Origin of the sequence: Enterobacter cloacae complex sp. I2 (assembly GCF_014896205.1) — a bacterium.
Lineage (GTDB): Bacteria > Pseudomonadota > Gammaproteobacteria > Enterobacterales > Enterobacteriaceae > Enterobacter > Enterobacter quasihormaechei.
The window spans coordinates 164,023-180,744 of the sequence record NZ_JADBRA010000002.1 but is presented as its reverse complement, the minus strand read 5'-3'; the positions used below and the strand labels follow the sequence as shown (position 1 = coordinate 180,744).

Here is a 16,722-nt window from a genome sequence, read left to right as displayed (position 1 = left end):
CCACAAAAATGTTTTAAATTGGTAGTGTTGATTTATTAACCTTTAATTGCCTGAAAGATAGCCTTTATTAATATTTCTAAGGCAAAAAAATTCACGCGGGTTATTGCCATAAAATAAATTTATTACCTCCTGATTTGTTGATCAATATCAGCGTAATTGCGTATTTTTATTTGATTATGTTATTGATATAAAAGCATTTAAATGGTTTTTGGAGTGGGTGTGAATTGGGCGCTCCGGCGAATTGTGAGTAACAGCACATACCCCCTGAAACATTATTGGGTAGAATCCGCTGCGTCATAGGGAAATAAACGCAGAATATGATGAATACTATTATTCTACCGAAAACACAGCACCTCGTGGTATTTCAGGAAGTCATCAAAAGTGGCTCCATAGGTTCTGCTGCAAGACAACTGGGGCTGACGCAACCTGCCGTCAGCAAAATCATCAGCGACATCGAATCCTACTTCGGGGTGGAGGTAATGGTGCGTAAAAACACCGGCGTAAAACTCACTGCCGCCGGTCAGGTGCTGCTGTCCTACGCTGAGTCGATCACCCGCGAAATGAAAAACATGGTGAGCGAAATCAACAGCCTCAGTTTTAGTACCGTCATGGACGTTTCCTTTGGCTATCCGTCGCTGATTGGCTTCACCTTCCTGTCTGAGATGATTAAAAAATTCAGGGAAGTGTTCCCGAAAGCGCGCGTCTCCATGTATGAAGCGCAGCTCTCTTCATTCCTGCCCGCCATTCGCGATGGACGGCTGGATTTTGCCATCGGCACGCTGAGCGACGGAATGTTGCTTCAGGATCTTCACGTTGAGCCACTGTTTGAATCCGAGTTTGTGCTGGTGGCGAGTAAATCACGAACGTGCACCGGCCCGACCAGACTGGCATCACTTACGCATGAGCAGTGGGTGATGCCGCAAACCGATATGGGCTACTACAACGAACTCCTGACCACCCTGCAAGACAACCACATCAGCATTGAAAACATCGTCCAGACCGATTCCGTCGTCACTATCTATAACCTTGTCCTTAATGCCGATTACCTGACGGTGATCCCCCGTGACATGATTGCGCCGTTCGGTTCGGACCAGTTTATCGTGCTGCCGGTGGAGGATGAATTACCCGTGGCGCGTTATGCCGCCGTGTGGTCGAAAAATTACAGTATTAAAAAATCGGCGTCAGTATTAGTTGAACTGGCAAAACAATATTCGTCGATGAATATCGATAAACGACGATAAAAATAATCACGCTTTAAAACACCCGGAGCGACGCTTTTTAACGCTCTGATACCCTGACTTTGCCTGAAAACAATGAATTATTATAACGAGGATATTATGCACATTACCTACGATCTCCCGGTAACCATTGAAGATATTCAGGACGCCAGAAAGCGCCTGGCGGGAAAAATTTATAAAACCGGCATGCCGCGCTCAAATTATCTCAGCGAACGCTGTAAGGGCGAGATATTTCTTAAGTTTGAAAATATGCAGCGTACCGGTTCGTTTAAAATACGCGGGGCGTTTAATAAGTTAAGTTCGCTGACGGATGCCGAAAAACGCAAAGGGGTGGTGGCCTGCTCCGCAGGTAACCACGCTCAGGGGGTGTCACTCTCCTGCGCCATGCTCGGTATCGATGGCAAAGTGGTGATGCCGATGGGCGCGCCGAAATCCAAGGTTGCCGCCACGCGCGACTATTCGGCGGAAGTGGTGCTGCACGGCGAGAACTTCAACGACACCATCGCTAAGGTGAGCGAAATCGTCGAGATGGAGGGGCGTATTTTTATTCCGCCTTATGACGATCCGAAAGTCATTGCCGGCCAGGGCACCATCGGCCTTGAAATTCTCGAAGATCTCTACGACGTGGATAACGTCATTGTCCCTATCGGCGGCGGCGGTTTAATTGCCGGTATTGCAACGGCGATTAAATCCATTAACCCGACAATCAATATTATCGGCGTGCAATCTGAAAACGTTCACGGCATGGCGGCTTCCTGGCAGGCCGGAGAAATAACCAGCCATCGCGTTACCGGCACATTAGCCGACGGTTGCGACGTGTCTCGTCCGGGGAATTTAACCTTCGAAATTGTTCGTGAACTGGTCGATGACATTGTGCTGGTCAGCGAAGATGAAATTCGCAACAGCATGATTGCGCTTATTCAGCGAAATAAAGTGGTGACGGAAGGCGCGGGCGCGCTGGCCTGCGCGGCGTTATTAAGCGGCAAACTGGACCACTATATTCAGGGCCGTAAAACCGTCTGCATTATTTCCGGCGGCAATATCGATCTCTCCCGTGTTTCCCAAATTACCGGCTTCGTTGACGCATAAAGGATGACTTATGAGCAACACTGAAAGCATTACCGTTGGCCAGACAAAAACGTCCACCTGGCGTAAATCGGATACCACCTGGACGCTGGGCCTGTTCGGGACCGCCATTGGTGCAGGCGTGCTGTTCTTCCCCATTCGCGCAGGGTTTGGCGGCCTGATCCCTATCCTGCTGATGCTGGTTCTCGCCTTCCCGATTGCATTCTACTGCCACCGCGCGCTGGCGCGCCTCTGTTTGTCCGGCAGTAACGTCTCCGGCAACATCACCGAAACGGTGGAAGAGCATTTCGGCAAAACCGGCGGGGTGGTGATCACCTTCCTCTACTTCTTCGCCATTTGCCCGCTGCTGTGGATCTACGGTGTAACCATTACCAACACCTTTATGACCTTCTGGGAAAACCAGCTCCAGCTGCCAGCCCTGAACCGCGGCGTGGTGGCGCTGTTCCTGCTGCTGCTGATGGCCTTTGTGATCTGGTTCGGGAAAGACCTGATGGTGAAGGTGATGAGCTACCTGGTGTTCCCGTTCATCGCCAGCCTGGTGCTGATTTCCCTGTCGCTGATCCCGTACTGGAACTCGGCGGTGATCGACCAGGTCAACCTGAGCGATATCGCCTTTACCGGACATGACGGCATTCTGGTCACGGTGTGGCTGGGGATCTCCATCATGGTCTTCTCCTTTAACTTCTCGCCTATCGTCTCCTCGTTCGTGGTCTCCAAGCGCGAAGAGTATGAGCCGGAGTTCGGGAAAGAATTCACCGAGCAGAAATGTTCCAAAATCATCGGTCGCGCCAGCCTGCTGATGGTGGCAGTGGTGATGTTCTTCGCCTTTAGCTGCCTGTTTACGCTCTCTCCGCAGAACATGGCGGATGCCAAAGCGCAGAACATTCCGGTGCTCTCTTACCTGGCGAACCACTTTGCCTCGATGTCGGGCAGTAAATCCACGTTCGCCACGGTGCTGGAATACGGCGCCTCCATCATCGCGCTGGTCGCTATCTTTAAATCCTTCTTCGGCCACTACCTGGGCACGCTGGAGGGGTTGAACGGCCTGATCCTCAAGTTCGGCTACAAAGGCGATAAGAAGAGCGTCTCTGTCGGCAAACTGAACACCATCAGCATGATTTTCATCATGGGCTCCACCTGGATTGTGGCCTACGCCAACCCGAACATTCTCGACCTTATTGAAGCCATGGGTGCGCCAATTATCGCCTCTCTGCTGTGCCTGCTGCCGATGTACGCGATTCGTAAAGCGCCCGCGCTGGCGAAATACAAAGGCCGGACCGAGAACATCTTCGTGACCGTGGTCGGCCTGCTGACCATTCTGAACATCGTCTACAAACTTTTTTAAGCCAAAGCTCAGGAAGAGCGGAGTAACACATGACTGAATTTCCGGTAGTACTGGTTATTAACTGCGGATCGTCCTCCGTTAAGTTTTCGGTGCTGGACGCAGCAGGCTGCGATGCCCTGCTGACGGGCATTGCGGACGGCATCAACACTGAAAAAGCCTTTATTTCCGTGAACGGGGGTGAGCCAGTCAGACTGGCTCACCAGGACTACGAAGGGGCGCTGGCCGCCATCGCCCTCGAGCTGGAGAAGCGCGACCTGATGAGCAGCGTGGCCCTGATTGGCCACCGCATCGCTCACGGCGGCGATCTCTTCAGCGAGTCGACCCTCATCACGGAAGAGGTCATTGAGCAGATCCGCCTGGTTTCCCCGCTGGCGCCGCTGCATAACTACGCCAACCTGAGCGGTGTGGAGGCCGCAGAGCGGCTGTTCCCCGGCGTGCAGCAGGTGGCGGTATTTGACACCAGCTTCCACCAGACCATGGCACCGCAGGCGTATCTGTACGGTCTGCCGTACCGCTATTTTGAAGAGCTGGGCGTTCGCCGCTACGGTTTCCACGGCACCTCTCACCGCTACGTGGCGGCGCAGGCGCACGCGCTCCTCGGGCTGTCCCCCGAGGACAGCGGCCTGGTGATCGCCCACCTCGGCAACGGGGCGTCCATCTGCGCGGTGCGTAACGGCGAGAGCGTGGACACGTCCATGGGCATGACGCCGCTGGAGGGGCTGGTGATGGGTACGCGGTGCGGCGACGTGGATTTCGGCGCAATGGCGTGGATTGCCCAGCAGACCGGCCAGTCGTTCGAGGATCTGGAGCGCGTGGTCAACAAAGAGTCCGGGTTACTCGGGATCTCCGGCATCTCCTCCGATTTACGCGCGCTGGAGAAAGCCTGGCACGAAGGCAATGAGCGGGCGCAGCTGGCGATACACACCTTTGTCCACCGCATAGCGCGGCATATCGCCGGTCACGCCGCGTCCCTGCACCGTCTGGATGGCGTGATCTTCACTGGCGGCATCGGTGAAAACTCCACGCTGATCCGCGCGCTGGTGGCGGAACACCTGAAGGTGTTTGGCATCGCGCTCGACGAGGCGAAAAACGCTCTGCCGGGCAGCGCGGGTGCGCGCGTCATCTCCACTGATACCTCCCGCGTGGCCTGCGCGGTTATCCCTACCAATGAAGAAAAAATGATCGCGCTGGACGCCCTCCGTCTTGGGAAGGTCACCCCGGCTGCGGCTTACGCCTGATAAAGCGAGAATCTGATGAAAGTAACAATCGATACGGGCGTCGCGCCCTTCAGCGACGCATGGGCCGGGTTTCGCGGTGAAGAATGGAAAAACGCCGTTAACGTCCGCGATTTTATTCAGCATAACTACACCCCTTATGAAGGCGATGAAGCTTTCCTCGCGCAGGCGACGCCTGCAACGACGGCGCTGTGGCAGAAGGTGATGGTCGGCATTCGCCAGGAGAATGCCACCCACGCTCCGGTAGATTTTGACACCAACATCGCCACCACCATCACCGCTCACGGGCCGGGTTATATTGACCAGGCGCTGGAGACGATCGTCGGCCTGCAAACCGACAAGCCGCTCAAGCGCGCCCTGCATCCGTACGGCGGGATCAACATGATCCGCAGCTCGTTCGACGCCTACGGTCGTGAGATGGATCCGCAGTTTGAATACCTGTTCACCGACCTGCGCAAAACCCACAATCAGGGCGTGTTTGACGTTTACTCCCCGGAGATGATGCGCTGCCGTAAATCTGGCGTGCTGACCGGTCTGCCGGACGGCTACGGGCGCGGTCGCATTATCGGCGACTACCGCCGCGTGGCGCTGTACGGCATCAGCTTTCTGGTGCGCGAGCGTGAACTCCAGTTCGCCGATCTTCAGGGAAAACTGGAGCGCGGAGAAGATCTGGAGGCAACGATCCGCCTGCGCGAAGAGCTGGCGGAGCATAAGCGTGCGTTGCTCCAGATCCAGCAGATGGCGGCGAACTATGGCTTTGATATTTCACGTCCGGCGATGAACGCACAGGAAGCGGTGCAGTGGGTCTACTTTGCTTACCTTGCCGCAGTGAAATCCCAGAACGGCGGGGCGATGTCGCTGGGGCGCACGTCCTCGTTCCTTGATATCTACATTGAGCGCGACATGCAGGCAGGAAGGCTGAACGAGATGCAGGCCCAGGAGCTGATCGACCATTTCATCATGAAGATCCGCATGGTGCGCTTCCTGCGCACGCCGGAGTTCGACACGCTCTTCTCCGGCGATCCGATCTGGGCCACGGAAGTGATCGGCGGCATGGGGCTGGATGGCCGCACGCTGGTGACCAAAAACAGCTTCCGCTACCTGCATACCCTGCACACCATGGGGCCTGCGCCGGAGCCAAACCTGACGATCCTCTGGTCCGAACAGCTGCCGATCGCCTTCAAAAAATACGCCGCGCAGGTGTCGATCGTCACCTCCTCGCTGCAATATGAGAACGACGATCTGATGCGCGCCGACTTCGACAGCGACGACTATGCCATTGCCTGCTGCGTCAGTCCGATGGTGATCGGCAAGCAGATGCAGTTCTTCGGCGCCCGCGCCAACCTGGCGAAAACGCTGCTGTACGCGATTAACGGCGGGGTGGATGAGAAGCTGAAGATCCAGGTCGGCCCGAAAACCGAGCCGCTGCTGGATGAGGTGCTGGATTACGACACCGTGATGGCGAGCCTCGACCACTTTATGGACTGGCTGGCGGTGCAGTACATCAGCGCGCTGAATCTCATTCACTATATGCATGATAAATACAGCTACGAAGCCTCGCTGATGGCGCTGCACGATCGGGACGTCTATCGCACCATGGCCTGCGGCATCGCCGGGCTGTCGGTGGCGGCGGATTCCCTGTCGGCGATTAAATACGCCACGGTGAAACCGGTGCGCGACCACACCGGCCTGGCGGTCGATTTCGTGATTGAAGGCGACTATCCGCAGTACGGCAATAATGACGATCGCGTGGACAGCATCGCCTGCGACCTGGTGGAGCGCTTTATGAAGAAGATCCAGGCGCTGCCGACGTATCGCAACGCGGTGCCGACGCAGTCGATCCTGACTATCACCTCCAACGTGGTCTACGGCCAGAAAACGGGCAACACGCCGGACGGACGACGCGGCGGTACGCCGTTTGCACCTGGCGCCAACCCGATGCACGGTCGCGACAGGAAAGGGGCGGTGGCGTCGTTAACCTCGGTTGCCAAGCTGCCGTTCACCTATGCGAAGGACGGGATCTCCTACACCTTCTCCATCGTGCCGCAGGCGCTGGGCAAGGATGAACTGGTGCGCAAAACCAACCTTGTGGGGCTGCTGGATGGGTATTTCCATCACGAAGCGTCTATCGAAGGCGGGCAGCACCTGAACGTTAACGTCATGAACCGGGAGATGCTGCTGGATGCCATTGCCCATCCGGAGAACTACCCGAACCTGACCATCCGCGTTTCAGGATATGCGGTGCGGTTTAACGCCCTGACGCGCGAGCAGCAGCAGGACGTGATTTCGCGGACGTTTACGCAGGCGATGTGACGCAGGCCAAATAATCCGCCCCCTTCAGATAAGGGGGCTTTTTTGTCTGCTGAAAATCATGTAGATGCTCGTTCATTCCATGCATCAGAAAACTGAATATTGCCGTCGCAGTAAGTCCAAATTGCTTTTTCGTATCTCAACTGAATGGATTCAAGATGGCCCGTACCGGGACAGTTACGTGTATCGTTAACAATAGGGGAGATTGATACGACCTTTACACCTTCCAGTTCAGTTCTGAAGTATTCAACTTCCCTTCCCGCATCGTTAATTCGATAATATCTTATCTCAACTTTTTTTAGGTTTTGCCCTGTAGCCACAGCCTTATAAAGATACGGAGATGAACTATCTATCTCCTTCTCGAACAAGAAAGGGGCATGTTTGCGCGTTCCGGTTAATCTCCCGGAAAGAGGATCTGTTGGAATACTTAAATTATGGGTTAACCCTCTAATTTCAACACTCCCTTCCCGATCCTGTACATCACTTGAACCCTTAATAAGTGAGCCGCCATCGTCAAAAAACCAAATATGAACCGGTACAGCCATAAATCATGCTCCTTTCGAAAATCAGTGGTGGATCCATGTGCCTGCTTTTACCGCCTCAGCAAACATTCTTACGGTTAATGGTTTTGATATTTGTTTAACGGGTTCTTGCGTAAACCATTTTCTGAAAAACCAGGTTTGAGTCCATGGGAAATAGTTTTGCGTGGGCACATTGATAAGATAGTTTTTCTCAAATATCTCAATGGCATAAACGATATCATCCAGATCGGTGTAATCCTGTAGAACATCGTCTAACTCGAGCGGGATCCTCTTGCCCGTAAATGTTCCCTGTTCTGGTAAATTTTCCCTGAAGAACTTCAAAACATCATTTTCACTATTCATATTCACCAAATCCGATCTTTAGGGTGAGCAATCGTATTATATCGTGAGAGTGTTTTGTAACTTATCGTTGCAAGATCAGCAGCAAGTATGGTTATCCCCAATGCAGGGATCCATCGACCAATGAATGCACCTAAGTTTTTGGTATACATTGGTTTTCGGTATTTAAAGCTTGCGAGTGTAATCGTAGGTAATCGGTGTGGTAGCTGTACATTCAGAAGATCCCGAAGATACTTAGAAGCTACGGAAGTACCTATAGTAGCCGTTTCTGGCTTTGTTCTGGTCTCAAGTATAGGTAAACCAAGGATCATAGTAGCCATCATTACTGCATCTTTTAATCCACCGAACTGTTCATCGGTAGTGTCAAGGAAAATCCAAAAAAATAACTCAGACGCCGAGATATTACATATACCTTTATAGAAGTATGTTCCATTGAGCTCTTCAACGGTATCCATATCATAGCCATAATAATAGAGTGGTTTCAGTGATGCTATCGTATAAAAATTTGCAGGCTGAAAGTAGAACAATCATCTTTATAAATTCCTAAAAAAGATCCATTTCCTAAACATAGTGATTCTGTGAAATGCGTCACTTTTAGAATTTTTTACCAACTATCATTAAAAATGAGGCGCTTTTTTCTCTAAATTCAGGAAGGCCGCATAAAGATTGTGACTTTTTTCTCCCGCGCTACGGATATGATCTTCCCATACCAATAACACACACCTGCACTCTCTGACTCGCAATCGCTGGCGATCGGAACCACATAAAAACAATTACTTACCCTACAAAATAAGCGAGTGCCCAATGAATATGGCAACAAACAGCAGTGTGATTGTGAGTGATTCCCCTGCGGCAAGGCGGGCGGGAATGAGCGAAAGCGAATGGCGAGAGGCGATCAAATTCGACAGCACCGATACGGGCTGGGTCATCATGAGTATCGGGATGGCTATCGGCGCGGGTATCGTTTTTCTTCCGGTACAGGTTGGATTAATAGGGCTGTGGGTCTTTTTGCTCTCGTCGATAATTGGCTATCCGGCCATGTACCTCTTCCAGCGATTATTTATTAATACGCTGGCGGAATCCCCGGAATGTAAAGACTACCCGAGCGTGATTAGCGGTTATTTAGGTAAAAACTGGGGCATCTTATTGGGTGCACTTTATTTCGTGATGCTGGTCATCTGGATGTTTGTTTATTCCACGGCTATCACCAACGACAGCGCATCTTATTTGCACACCTTCGGCGTCACCGAGGGGTTGCTGTCGGAAAATCCCTTCTACGGATTATTCCTGATCTGCATTCTGGTCGCCATTTCGTCGCGCGGTGAAAAGCTGCTGTTTAAAGTCTCCAGCCTGATGGTGCTGACCAAATTATTTGTGGTGGCGGCGCTGGGGCTTTCGATGATCGGCCTCTGGCATTTAGCCAACGTCGGTATGCTGCCGCCGATGGGGCTGCTGATTAAAAACGCCATAATTACGCTGCCTTTCACCTTAACCTCCATTCTGTTTATCCAGACGTTAAGCCCGATGGTGATTTCCTATCGTTCGCGGGAAAAATCCGTTGAGGTGGCGCGTCATAAGGCGCTGCGGGCGATGAATATCGCCTTTGGCATACTGTTTGTGACGGTCTTTTTCTATGCCGTCTCTTTCACCCTGGCGATGGGGCACGACGAGGCGGTAAAAGCCTACGAGCAGAATATTTCCGCCCTGGCAATCGCGGCGCAGTTTATCAGCGGCGACGGCGCGGGCTGGGTCAAAATCGTCAGCGTGGTTCTCAATATCTTTGCCGTCATGACTGCCTTCTTCGGCGTCTACCTGGGCTTTCGTGAAGCGACGCAGGGCATCGTGATGAATATCCTGCGCCGCAAAATGCCGGCTGAACGTATTAATGAAAGCACCGTCCAGCGCGGGATCATGCTGTTCGCTATCCTGCTGGCCTGGAGCGCGATTGTGTTAAACGCGCCGGTGCTGAGCTTCACCTCCATCTGTAGCCCTATTTTCGGGATGGTGGGCTGCTTAATTCCGGCGTGGCTGGTCTACAAAGTGCCCGCCCTTCATAAATATAAAGGCGTGTCGCTGGTGATTATTGTAATTACCGGGCTGCTGCTTTGTGTTTCTCCTTTCCTCGCCTTCTCATGAGGTTAAATAAGGTCGTAACGATGTCTGAGCAAATTAATCCTTTATGGAACCATTTTATTCGCGCCGTGCAGGAGGAGGTAAAGCCTGCGCTGGGGTGTACCGAACCCGTCTCACTGGCGCTGGCCTGTGCGATGGCTGCCGGAGAGCTTTCCGGTGAGGTGACGCGTATTGAGGCGTGGGTATCGCCAAACCTGATGAAAAACGGGCTAGGCGTAACGGTGCCCGGCACCGGCATGGTCGGTTTACCCATCGCGGCGGCGCTGGGCGCGACGGGCGGTAATGCCCACGCCGGGCTGGAGGTGTTGAAAGACGCTTCTGCCGAGGCGCTAACGCGCGCCAAAGCCATGCTCAAAGCAGGCCTGGTGCAGGTGAAATTGCAGGAGCCGTGCGATGAGATCCTTTATTCACGTGCCTGCGTGTACGCTGGAGATTCCTCGGCGATGGTGACTATCGCCGGCGGGCATACCCGCGTGGTGGAGGTGGTTTGTCAGGGCGAAACGCGCTTCAGGTTTGACGATCGGCAGACCGAGGTAAGTAACGATCCGCTGGCGGTACTGTCAAACACCACGCTCTCGCAGATCCTGGAGTTTGTGGAGCAGGTGCCGTTCGAGGCGATCCGCTTTATCCTGGAAGCAGGGCAATTGAACGATGCGCTCTCTCGTGAAGGGCTCAATGGGAAGTGGGGGTTGCACGTTGGCGCGACGCTCAATAAACAGCGCGCACGCGGATGGATGGGGCAGGATCTGGGTTCAGACATCGTTATCCGCACCAGCGCGGCTTCGGATGCTCGCATGGGCGGCGCGACGCTGCCGGCGATGAGCAACTCGGGCTCCGGGAATCAGGGGATTACGGCTACCATGCCGGTGGTGGTTGTGGCTGAGCACGTTCAGGCCGATGACGAACGGCTGGCGCGGGCGCTGATGCTCTCGCATCTGTCGGCTATCTACATCCATTACCAGCTTCCGCGTTTGTCCGCGCTGTGTGCGGCGACGACGGCGGCGATGGGCGCTGCGGCGGGAATGGCGTGGCTAATGGGCGGTTCTTACCAGACCATTTCCATGGCCATCGGCAGTATGATCGGTGATGTCAGCGGGATGATCTGCGACGGGGCGTCTAACAGCTGCGCCATGAAGGTCTCGACCAGCGTCACCAGCGCCTGGAAAGCCGTGATGATGGCGCTGGATGATACAGCCGTGACGGGTAACGAGGGGATTGTGGCCCACGACGTGGAACAGTCTATCTCTAACCTGTGCGCGCTGGCGTGTCGCTCAATGCAGGCAACGGACCGGCAGATTATTGAGATTATGGCGAGTAAGGTGTAAAAATTTCCCCTCTCCCCATTGGGGAGAGGGCTATGGTGAGGTTTTTTTTAAACCGGCAAATCAATCAGCAGCGCGCGCAGCGGCGTATCTGCCACCAGGGTGATATTCGCTTCATCACGAATAAACGCCCCGTCACCGCAGGTGAGTGCTTCTTTCTCTTCCGTATGCGTTACCGCATGTACCGTGCCGTGAATGGACTGTAAATAGGCGCGCGGGCCATGAAGCTGGAAGCTCACCTGTTCACCTTTTTTCAGTTCAATATGGTGCAGCCATACCTGCTGGCGTAACTGCAAGCTGCCTTTGCTGCCGTCTGGCGAGGCAATCAGCTGCTGTTTATCGCCCTTCAGGTCGATCTTTTGCACCAGGGGATTTTCCCGCTCCGGACAGGCATCCAGCCACAGCTGCATGCGGGTCAGCGTTTTGTCTTTGCTGAGGTTATGCTCGCTATAGCTAATACCGGGCTGCGTAGAAATTAACAGCGCCTCGCCAGCTTTTGCCTGGACATGATTGCCCTCGCTATCGCGGTATTCTGCCTCGCCTTCCAGGATCAGGTTCAGGATATCGACTTTCGGATACGCGCGCGGCTGGAAGGACGCGCCCGGAGCGAGCACCTCCTGATTCAGTACGCGCAGTGAAGCGTAACCAAGGAGTTTAGGGTCAAAGTAGTGTCCAAAGGAAAAGGTGTAGCGGGCCTGCAACCAACCGAAATCGGCTTGTCCGCACTGTTTCGCTGTTCTTGTCGTAATCATAAACTTGACCTCTCTTTACACTAAATCAATGGTAAAGGTATGGACGCTGCATTGTTAGCCAGATATTCTGCCCGGTATGTTCAAATTTCCTGAATGAGAACGAGATGGCTAAAGAGAGAGCATTGACGCTTGAGGCGCTTCGCGTCATGGACGCGATTGACAGGCGTGGCAGTTTTGCCGCCGCGGCAGATGAACTGGGGCGCGTTCCGTCTGCGCTGAGCTATACCATGCAAAAGCTGGAGGAGGAGCTGGATGTTGTGCTCTTCGATCGCTCCGGTCATCGAACAAAATTCACCAACGTTGGGCGTATGCTGCTGGAACGCGGCCGCGTGCTGCTGGAAGCGGCGGATAAGCTGACGACGGACGCCGAGGCGCTGGCCCGCGGCTGGGAAACCCATCTGACGCTAGTGACCGAAGCGCTGGTGCCCACCGAGGCGCTGTTCCCGCTGGTGGACCGCCTGGCCGCAAAAGCCAATACCCAGCTGTCGATCATCACCGAGGTGCTGGCCGGGGCGTGGGAGCGGCTGGAGACGGGCAGGGCGGATATCGTCATTGCGCCGGACATGCATTTCCGCTCATCGTCAGAAATCAACTCGCGCAAACTTTACAGCGTGATGAACGTCTACGTCGCCGCGCCGGATCACCCGATTCACCAGGAGCCGGAGCCGCTCTCTGAAGTGACGCGCGTGAAGTACCGCGGCGTGGCGGTGGCGGATACCGCGCGCGAGCGTCCGGTTCTGACGGTTCAGCTGCTGGATAAACAGCCGCGTCTAACGGTCACGTCGCTGGAAGATAAGCGCCAGGCGCTGCTCGCCGGGCTGGGCGTGGCGACCATGCCGTATCCGTTCGTCGAAAAGGATATTGCTGAGGGGCGGCTGCGCGTGGTCAGCCCGGAATACACCAGCGAAGTGGACATTATTATGGCGTGGCGCCGTGACAGCATGGGCGAAGCCAAATCGTGGTGTTTACGAGAAATACCCAAGCTCTTTGCGCATCACAACAAATAAGCGTGCAGGCCCGGTAAGCGTAAGCGCCACCGGGCAGAATTTACGCGCTTGTCTTAGGATCCGGACCAAAGCGGTTTTCGCCCGGATTGCCCTGCTTGCAGAAGAAAAAAAGCAAAATCAGCCAGCCAATCAGGGGAATAATAGACAATAATAACCACCATGCAGTTCGGCCGGTATCGTGCAGTCGTCGAGAAGCCAGCGCAATAGCCGGAATCAAGACAAGAAGCTGATATATGCCCTGAATATCAAAGTGCAAATCCAATATGATATGCAGAAGTGCTAAAAGTAATGTAATAAGGAAACTGACCAGGGAGAACATCCAATATTCCCTACGACATGCGCGACCACGAAAAACAAAATACTTTTTTAATACTTTTAAGTACCAACCCATGAATTCAATCCTTTCCTTTTGTATTAAATGCTTCTTCATTGAGCGGAAAAGATCATAGGTTAGCGCTACTGTAGGGTAAAGCGCGGTAACGCTATTTCAGAATAGCGAACACTTTTAAGGATCCTCTTATCCTCAACGTCACTGCGCAAGCATGATTAATCTCGTTTAGGATCCGGACCAAAGCGGTTTTCGCCCGGCGTTCCGCTCTGACAGTTGAAAATCAAAATCACGATCCAGCCGATAAGCGGGATCAACAGCAACAGCAGCCACCACGCCGAACGATCGGTGTCGTGGAGACGACGAAACAGCACGGCCCATGAAGGCAGCAGAACTAACACACCATAAATGGTGGTGAGTATGCCTTCACCCCCCTCTCGCTCCCAGCCGAGGATTTTGTCCACAATGCCCAGCACCATAATCAGGACGAAGTTCACCAGAACGAACATCCAGTACTCTTTGCGGCGGGCGCGGCCACCAAATCCAACGTAGTTGCGCAGTACTTTTAAATACCAGTCCATTTTCCTTGCCTCTTAATCAGTCAATCACTTGTTTTCTAATCGATCGAGGTAAGGATAGATGTATGCTGTGAATTAAAAAAGGGAATCAATTGATTCCCTAAATAATTATCCGAAACGCACGTCGCGCCCGTGCGGTTCATCCAGATCCTGCCACGGGCCAATGGAGATGATGCCCGTTGGGTTGATGGTCTTATGGCTGCGGAAATAGTGGGTGCGAATATGGTCAAAATCGACCGTCTCCGCAATCCCGGGCATCTGATAGATGTCGCGCAGGAAACCGTGCAGGTTCAGATAGTCGCTGATGCGATGCTTGTCGCACTTGAAGTGGGTGACGTAAACCGGATCAAAGCGGATCAGCGTCGTCCACAGGCGGATGTCCGCTTCGGTCAGACGATCGCCGGTTAAATAACGATGCTGGCCGAGGATCTGCTCCAGACGCTCCAGGGATTCAAAGACTTTTCCGACCGCTTCGTCGTAGGCTTCCTGGCTGGTGGCGAAACCGGCCTTATAGACGCCGTTGTTCACGTTGTCGTAGATCCAGCCGTTCAGCTCGTCAATTTTCTCGCGCAGCTCCGCCGGATAATAATCCCCGGCGCGGGCGCCGTGCGCGTCAAACGCGGTATTGAACATGCGAATGATTTCAGCGGATTCATTGCTGACGATCGTCTGGTTTTTCTTGTCCCACAGCACCGGTACGGTTACGCGTCCGGTGTAGTGCGGATCGGCGCGCAGATAGAGCTGATACAGGAAATCGTGGTGATAAAGTTCATCACCCGTCGCGGCAGGGAAATCGCTGTCAAAGGTCCAGCCGTTTTCCAGCATCAGCGGGTTCACCACCGAAACCGGAATTAACGATTCCAGGCCTTTAAGCTTGCGCACAATCAGCGTGCGGTGCGCCCACGGGCAGGCGAGAGAAACGTACAGATGATAACGATCTTTCTCCGCCGCGAAGCCCCCTTCGCCGCTCGGGCCGGGTGCGCCGTCGGCGGTCAGCCAGTTACGGAAGGCCGAAACAGAGCGCTTAAAGCGTCCGCCGGTGGATTTGGTGTCATACCAGACATCCTGCCAGACGCCGTCTACGAGTTGTCCCATTTTTTACTCCTCCGTCAGATAGCAAAAGCGAGGAGATGTCTCCTCGCTTTGAATTTAATCAGTATAGCGTGCTTACCACTTCTTATTCAGAAGACGGTCGATGCTGTAAGCGCCAGGGCCCGTGATGGCCAGCAGCAGATAGCCGCCTGCAATGGTCAGGTTTTTCATGAACATCAGGGAGTTCACGCCTTCGGCAAAGTTGCTGTGGAACAGGAACGCCGTCAGCAGGGTGAAGCCTGCGGTGAACAGCGCCGTGGTGCGGGTCAGGAAACCGAACAACACCGCCAGGCCGCCGCCGAACTCAAGCAGGATAGTCAGTGGCAGCAGGAACCCCGGCACGCCCATCGCTTCCATATACTGCTGGGTACCCGCATAACCGGTGATTTTGCCCCAGCCCGCGGTGATGAACAGAATTGGCATCAGAATACGCGCTACCAGTACACCAACATCTTCTAATTTTTTCATTTTACTCTCCAGGAAACCACATCAGCGGCTAAACGTTATTTGCTTGCAAAATCGGGTAGATACCGCGTCTTTGCTGTCGATGGAGAGGAGTGTAAACGGGGCGGGTGGCAATTGTTAGCAAGGAAAACTGTCAATCTTTTTCAAAGATATTGAGTAAGGGAGCATGAAGAGATGTTGCCGGGTGACGGCTACGCCTTACCCGGTCTACTTTTTACCGTAGGCCGGGTAAGCGCAGCGCCACCCGGGGAGAAGGCTAGCGCAGCTGCTGCTGACGCAGCGTAGTTTTCACCAGACGCCAGGCGCTCCAGGCACCAAAGCCGCGGCGTGCCCAGCGGATCAGCATATTAGGATGCCGAACCGACCAGACCGCCATTACGCTGCTGCCGACCAGCGCCCATGAGCGCAGGCTCAGAACAGTGTTCCAGCCCCGGTCAAACCGATGCGTGGCTTCAACCCAGTCGCGTCGGCTGGCGGACAGATCCAACCGCTGCTGTTGGATCTGGCTCAGCAGATACGCTTTACGCTTCTGACGTTCGGCTTTGTCGCTCACGACTTATCATCCTCCAGCAGGGCGCGGTCGTTGGCCAGCTCCTGACGCGTGTGGCGCAGGAAGGTCGAGGTGCGCGCTTTATGCAGGGTCCAGATACCGCCTATCAGCGCTGCAACCAGCAGAACCACGGTTGTGGCAATCATTGCGTTCAGACGATACTGTGGATCGATAGCCCAGATGATTAACACCATCAGGCTCATCAGGCCAAACGCGGCAAAGAGCATCGTAAGCCCGAGCATGAGCAGCATCTGGAAGAGGTTGGCTTTCTCCTCTTCCAGCTCCACTACCGCAAGCCGGACGCGCGTTTCGGCAATCCCGACCAGCGTCGTAAGAATACGCTGGCCGATGCCGAGGACGTTTTTAGCAGGCCCTTGTGCGTGACGTGGATCTTCCATAA

At 54.0% G+C, this 16,722-nt stretch carries 18 protein-coding genes; 8 read left to right on the top strand and 10 right to left on the bottom strand.

Annotated elements, in window-relative coordinates; all coding sequences use genetic code 11:
• Positions 1 to 320 precede the first annotated feature (320 nt).
• From tdcA to pflB, 5 genes are all read left to right on the top strand, one after another.
• Positions 321 to 1,241 carry a transcriptional regulator TdcA gene (tdcA, locus tag IM300_RS03010; protein WP_063867612.1) on the top strand — a complete coding sequence of 307 codons (921 nt, stop codon included), beginning with the start codon at positions 321 to 323 and terminating at the stop codon, positions 1,239 to 1,241.
• A gap of 96 nt (positions 1,242 to 1,337) precedes the next feature.
• Positions 1,338 to 2,327 (top strand): bifunctional threonine ammonia-lyase/L-serine ammonia-lyase TdcB, encoded by a 990-nt coding sequence (gene tdcB, locus IM300_RS03005; protein ID WP_063867937.1) that lies wholly within the window; start codon positions 1,338 to 1,340, stop codon positions 2,325 to 2,327.
• A 10-nt stretch (positions 2,328 to 2,337) separates the two neighbouring features.
• Positions 2,338 to 3,669, top strand: a complete 1,332-nt coding sequence (tdcC, locus tag IM300_RS03000) for a threonine/serine transporter TdcC (RefSeq protein ID WP_063867614.1) — start codon at positions 2,338 to 2,340, stop codon at positions 3,667 to 3,669.
• A gap of 29 nt (positions 3,670 to 3,698) precedes the next feature.
• The gene (gene tdcD, locus IM300_RS02995) at positions 3,699 to 4,907 is read left to right on the top strand and encodes a propionate kinase (protein WP_193035246.1); all 1,209 of its coding nucleotides are present in this window, start codon (positions 3,699 to 3,701) and stop codon (positions 4,905 to 4,907) included.
• Positions 4,908 to 4,922: 15 nt separating this feature from the next.
• Positions 4,923 to 7,217 (top strand): formate C-acetyltransferase, encoded by a 2,295-nt coding sequence (gene pflB / locus IM300_RS02990; RefSeq protein WP_193035244.1) that lies wholly within the window; start codon positions 4,923 to 4,925, stop codon positions 7,215 to 7,217.
• A gap of 56 nt (positions 7,218 to 7,273) precedes the next feature.
• Here pflB and IM300_RS02985 read toward each other — a convergent pair whose 3' ends face one another.
• From IM300_RS02985 to IM300_RS02975, 3 genes are read right to left on the bottom strand one after another with little or no spacing between them, the layout of a single operon-like run.
• Positions 7,274 to 7,759 (bottom strand): type VI secretion system tube protein TssD, encoded by a 486-nt coding sequence (locus IM300_RS02985; protein ID WP_193035242.1) that lies wholly within the window; start codon positions 7,757 to 7,759, stop codon positions 7,274 to 7,276.
• Between the two features lie 21 nt (positions 7,760 to 7,780).
• Positions 7,781 to 8,098 (bottom strand): DUF1493 family protein, encoded by a 318-nt coding sequence (locus tag IM300_RS02980; protein ID WP_193035260.1) that lies wholly within the window; start codon positions 8,096 to 8,098, stop codon positions 7,781 to 7,783.
• Between the two features lie 2 nt (positions 8,099 to 8,100).
• Positions 8,101 to 8,550: an STM2901 family protein gene (locus IM300_RS02975; RefSeq protein WP_193035240.1), complete on the bottom strand. Its 450-nt coding sequence runs from the start codon at positions 8,548 to 8,550 to the stop codon at positions 8,101 to 8,103.
• 349 nt (positions 8,551 to 8,899) lie between these two features.
• Here IM300_RS02975 and IM300_RS02970 point away from each other — a divergent pair, with 349 nt between their 5' ends.
• Together IM300_RS02970 and IM300_RS02965 are read left to right on the top strand one after the other, a co-directional pair.
• A complete protein-coding gene (locus IM300_RS02970; protein ID WP_193035238.1) occupies positions 8,900 to 10,231 on the top strand; it encodes an amino acid permease in 1,332 nt (443 codons plus the stop codon).
• Positions 10,232 to 10,251: 20 nt separating this feature from the next.
• Positions 10,252 to 11,553 (top strand): serine dehydratase subunit alpha family protein, encoded by a 1,302-nt coding sequence (locus IM300_RS02965; protein ID WP_193035236.1) that lies wholly within the window; start codon positions 10,252 to 10,254, stop codon positions 11,551 to 11,553.
• Positions 11,554 to 11,600: 47 nt separating this feature from the next.
• Here IM300_RS02965 and IM300_RS02960 read toward each other — a convergent pair whose 3' ends face one another.
• Positions 11,601 to 12,302, bottom strand: a complete 702-nt coding sequence (locus tag IM300_RS02960) for a pirin family protein (protein WP_063451087.1) — start codon at positions 12,300 to 12,302, stop codon at positions 11,601 to 11,603.
• Between the two features lie 104 nt (positions 12,303 to 12,406).
• Here IM300_RS02960 and yhaJ point away from each other — a divergent pair, with 104 nt between their 5' ends.
• Positions 12,407 to 13,309: a DNA-binding transcriptional regulator YhaJ gene (gene yhaJ / locus IM300_RS02955; RefSeq protein WP_003862655.1), complete on the top strand. Its 903-nt coding sequence runs from the start codon at positions 12,407 to 12,409 to the stop codon at positions 13,307 to 13,309.
• Positions 13,310 to 13,349: 40 nt separating this feature from the next.
• Here the strand turns inward: yhaJ and IM300_RS02950 are convergent, their stop codons facing one another.
• From IM300_RS02950 to IM300_RS02925, 6 genes are all read right to left on the bottom strand, one after another.
• Complete coding sequence (locus tag IM300_RS02950) at positions 13,350 to 13,700, bottom strand: DUF805 domain-containing protein (protein ID WP_193035234.1); 351 nt, start codon at positions 13,698 to 13,700, stop codon at positions 13,350 to 13,352.
• A 155-nt stretch (positions 13,701 to 13,855) separates the two neighbouring features.
• Positions 13,856 to 14,218, bottom strand: a complete 363-nt coding sequence (locus IM300_RS02945) for a DUF805 domain-containing protein (protein ID WP_193035232.1) — start codon at positions 14,216 to 14,218, stop codon at positions 13,856 to 13,858.
• A 105-nt stretch (positions 14,219 to 14,323) separates the two neighbouring features.
• Positions 14,324 to 15,310: a glutathione S-transferase family protein gene (locus IM300_RS02940; protein WP_112792114.1), complete on the bottom strand. Its 987-nt coding sequence runs from the start codon at positions 15,308 to 15,310 to the stop codon at positions 14,324 to 14,326.
• Between the two features lie 72 nt (positions 15,311 to 15,382).
• Entirely contained in the window at positions 15,383 to 15,775 is a 393-nt protein-coding gene (locus IM300_RS02935) for a DoxX family protein (protein ID WP_063867629.1), read from the bottom strand.
• A 253-nt stretch (positions 15,776 to 16,028) separates the two neighbouring features.
• On the bottom strand, positions 16,029 to 16,325 hold the full coding sequence (locus IM300_RS02930) for a YqjK-like family protein (protein ID WP_193035230.1): 297 nt from the start codon (positions 16,323 to 16,325) through the stop codon (positions 16,029 to 16,031).
• Positions 16,322 to 16,720, bottom strand: a complete 399-nt coding sequence (locus tag IM300_RS02925; protein ID WP_003862647.1) for a phage holin family protein — start codon at positions 16,718 to 16,720, stop codon at positions 16,322 to 16,324. The genes IM300_RS02930 and IM300_RS02925 overlap by 4 nt, the downstream gene beginning before the upstream one ends.
• Positions 16,721 to 16,722: the final 2 nt, after the last annotated feature.

Bases quoted from the DNA above. Each gene is read 5' to 3' on its own strand.
- tdcA (WP_063867612.1), top strand. From the start codon at position 321: ATGAATACTATTATTCTACCGAAAACACAGCACCTCGTGGTATTTCAG.
- tdcB (WP_063867937.1), top strand. From the start codon at position 1,338: ATGCACATTACCTACGATCTCCCGGTAACCATTGAAGATATTCAGGAC.
- tdcC (WP_063867614.1), top strand. From the start codon at position 2,338: ATGAGCAACACTGAAAGCATTACCGTTGGCCAGACAAAAACGTCCACC.
- tdcD (WP_193035246.1), top strand. From the start codon at position 3,699: ATGACTGAATTTCCGGTAGTACTGGTTATTAACTGCGGATCGTCCTCC.
- pflB (WP_193035244.1), top strand. From the start codon at position 4,923: ATGAAAGTAACAATCGATACGGGCGTCGCGCCCTTCAGCGACGCATGG.
- IM300_RS02985 (WP_193035242.1), bottom strand. From the start codon at position 7,759: ATGGCTGTACCGGTTCATATTTGGTTTTTTGACGATGGCGGCTCACTT.
- IM300_RS02980 (WP_193035260.1), bottom strand. From the start codon at position 8,098: ATGAATAGTGAAAATGATGTTTTGAAGTTCTTCAGGGAAAATTTACCA.
- IM300_RS02975 (WP_193035240.1), bottom strand. From the start codon at position 8,550: ATGGATACCGTTGAAGAGCTCAATGGAACATACTTCTATAAAGGTATA.
- IM300_RS02970 (WP_193035238.1), top strand. From the start codon at position 8,900: ATGAATATGGCAACAAACAGCAGTGTGATTGTGAGTGATTCCCCTGCG.
- IM300_RS02965 (WP_193035236.1), top strand. From the start codon at position 10,252: ATGTCTGAGCAAATTAATCCTTTATGGAACCATTTTATTCGCGCCGTG.
- IM300_RS02960 (WP_063451087.1), bottom strand. From the start codon at position 12,302: ATGATTACGACAAGAACAGCGAAACAGTGCGGACAAGCCGATTTCGGT.
- yhaJ (WP_003862655.1), top strand. From the start codon at position 12,407: ATGGCTAAAGAGAGAGCATTGACGCTTGAGGCGCTTCGCGTCATGGAC.
- IM300_RS02950 (WP_193035234.1), bottom strand. From the start codon at position 13,700: ATGGGTTGGTACTTAAAAGTATTAAAAAAGTATTTTGTTTTTCGTGGT.
- IM300_RS02945 (WP_193035232.1), bottom strand. From the start codon at position 14,218: ATGGACTGGTATTTAAAAGTACTGCGCAACTACGTTGGATTTGGTGGC.
- IM300_RS02940 (WP_112792114.1), bottom strand. From the start codon at position 15,310: ATGGGACAACTCGTAGACGGCGTCTGGCAGGATGTCTGGTATGACACC.
- IM300_RS02935 (WP_063867629.1), bottom strand. From the start codon at position 15,775: ATGAAAAAATTAGAAGATGTTGGTGTACTGGTAGCGCGTATTCTGATG.
- IM300_RS02925 (WP_003862647.1), bottom strand. From the start codon at position 16,720: ATGGAAGATCCACGTCACGCACAAGGGCCTGCTAAAAACGTCCTCGGC.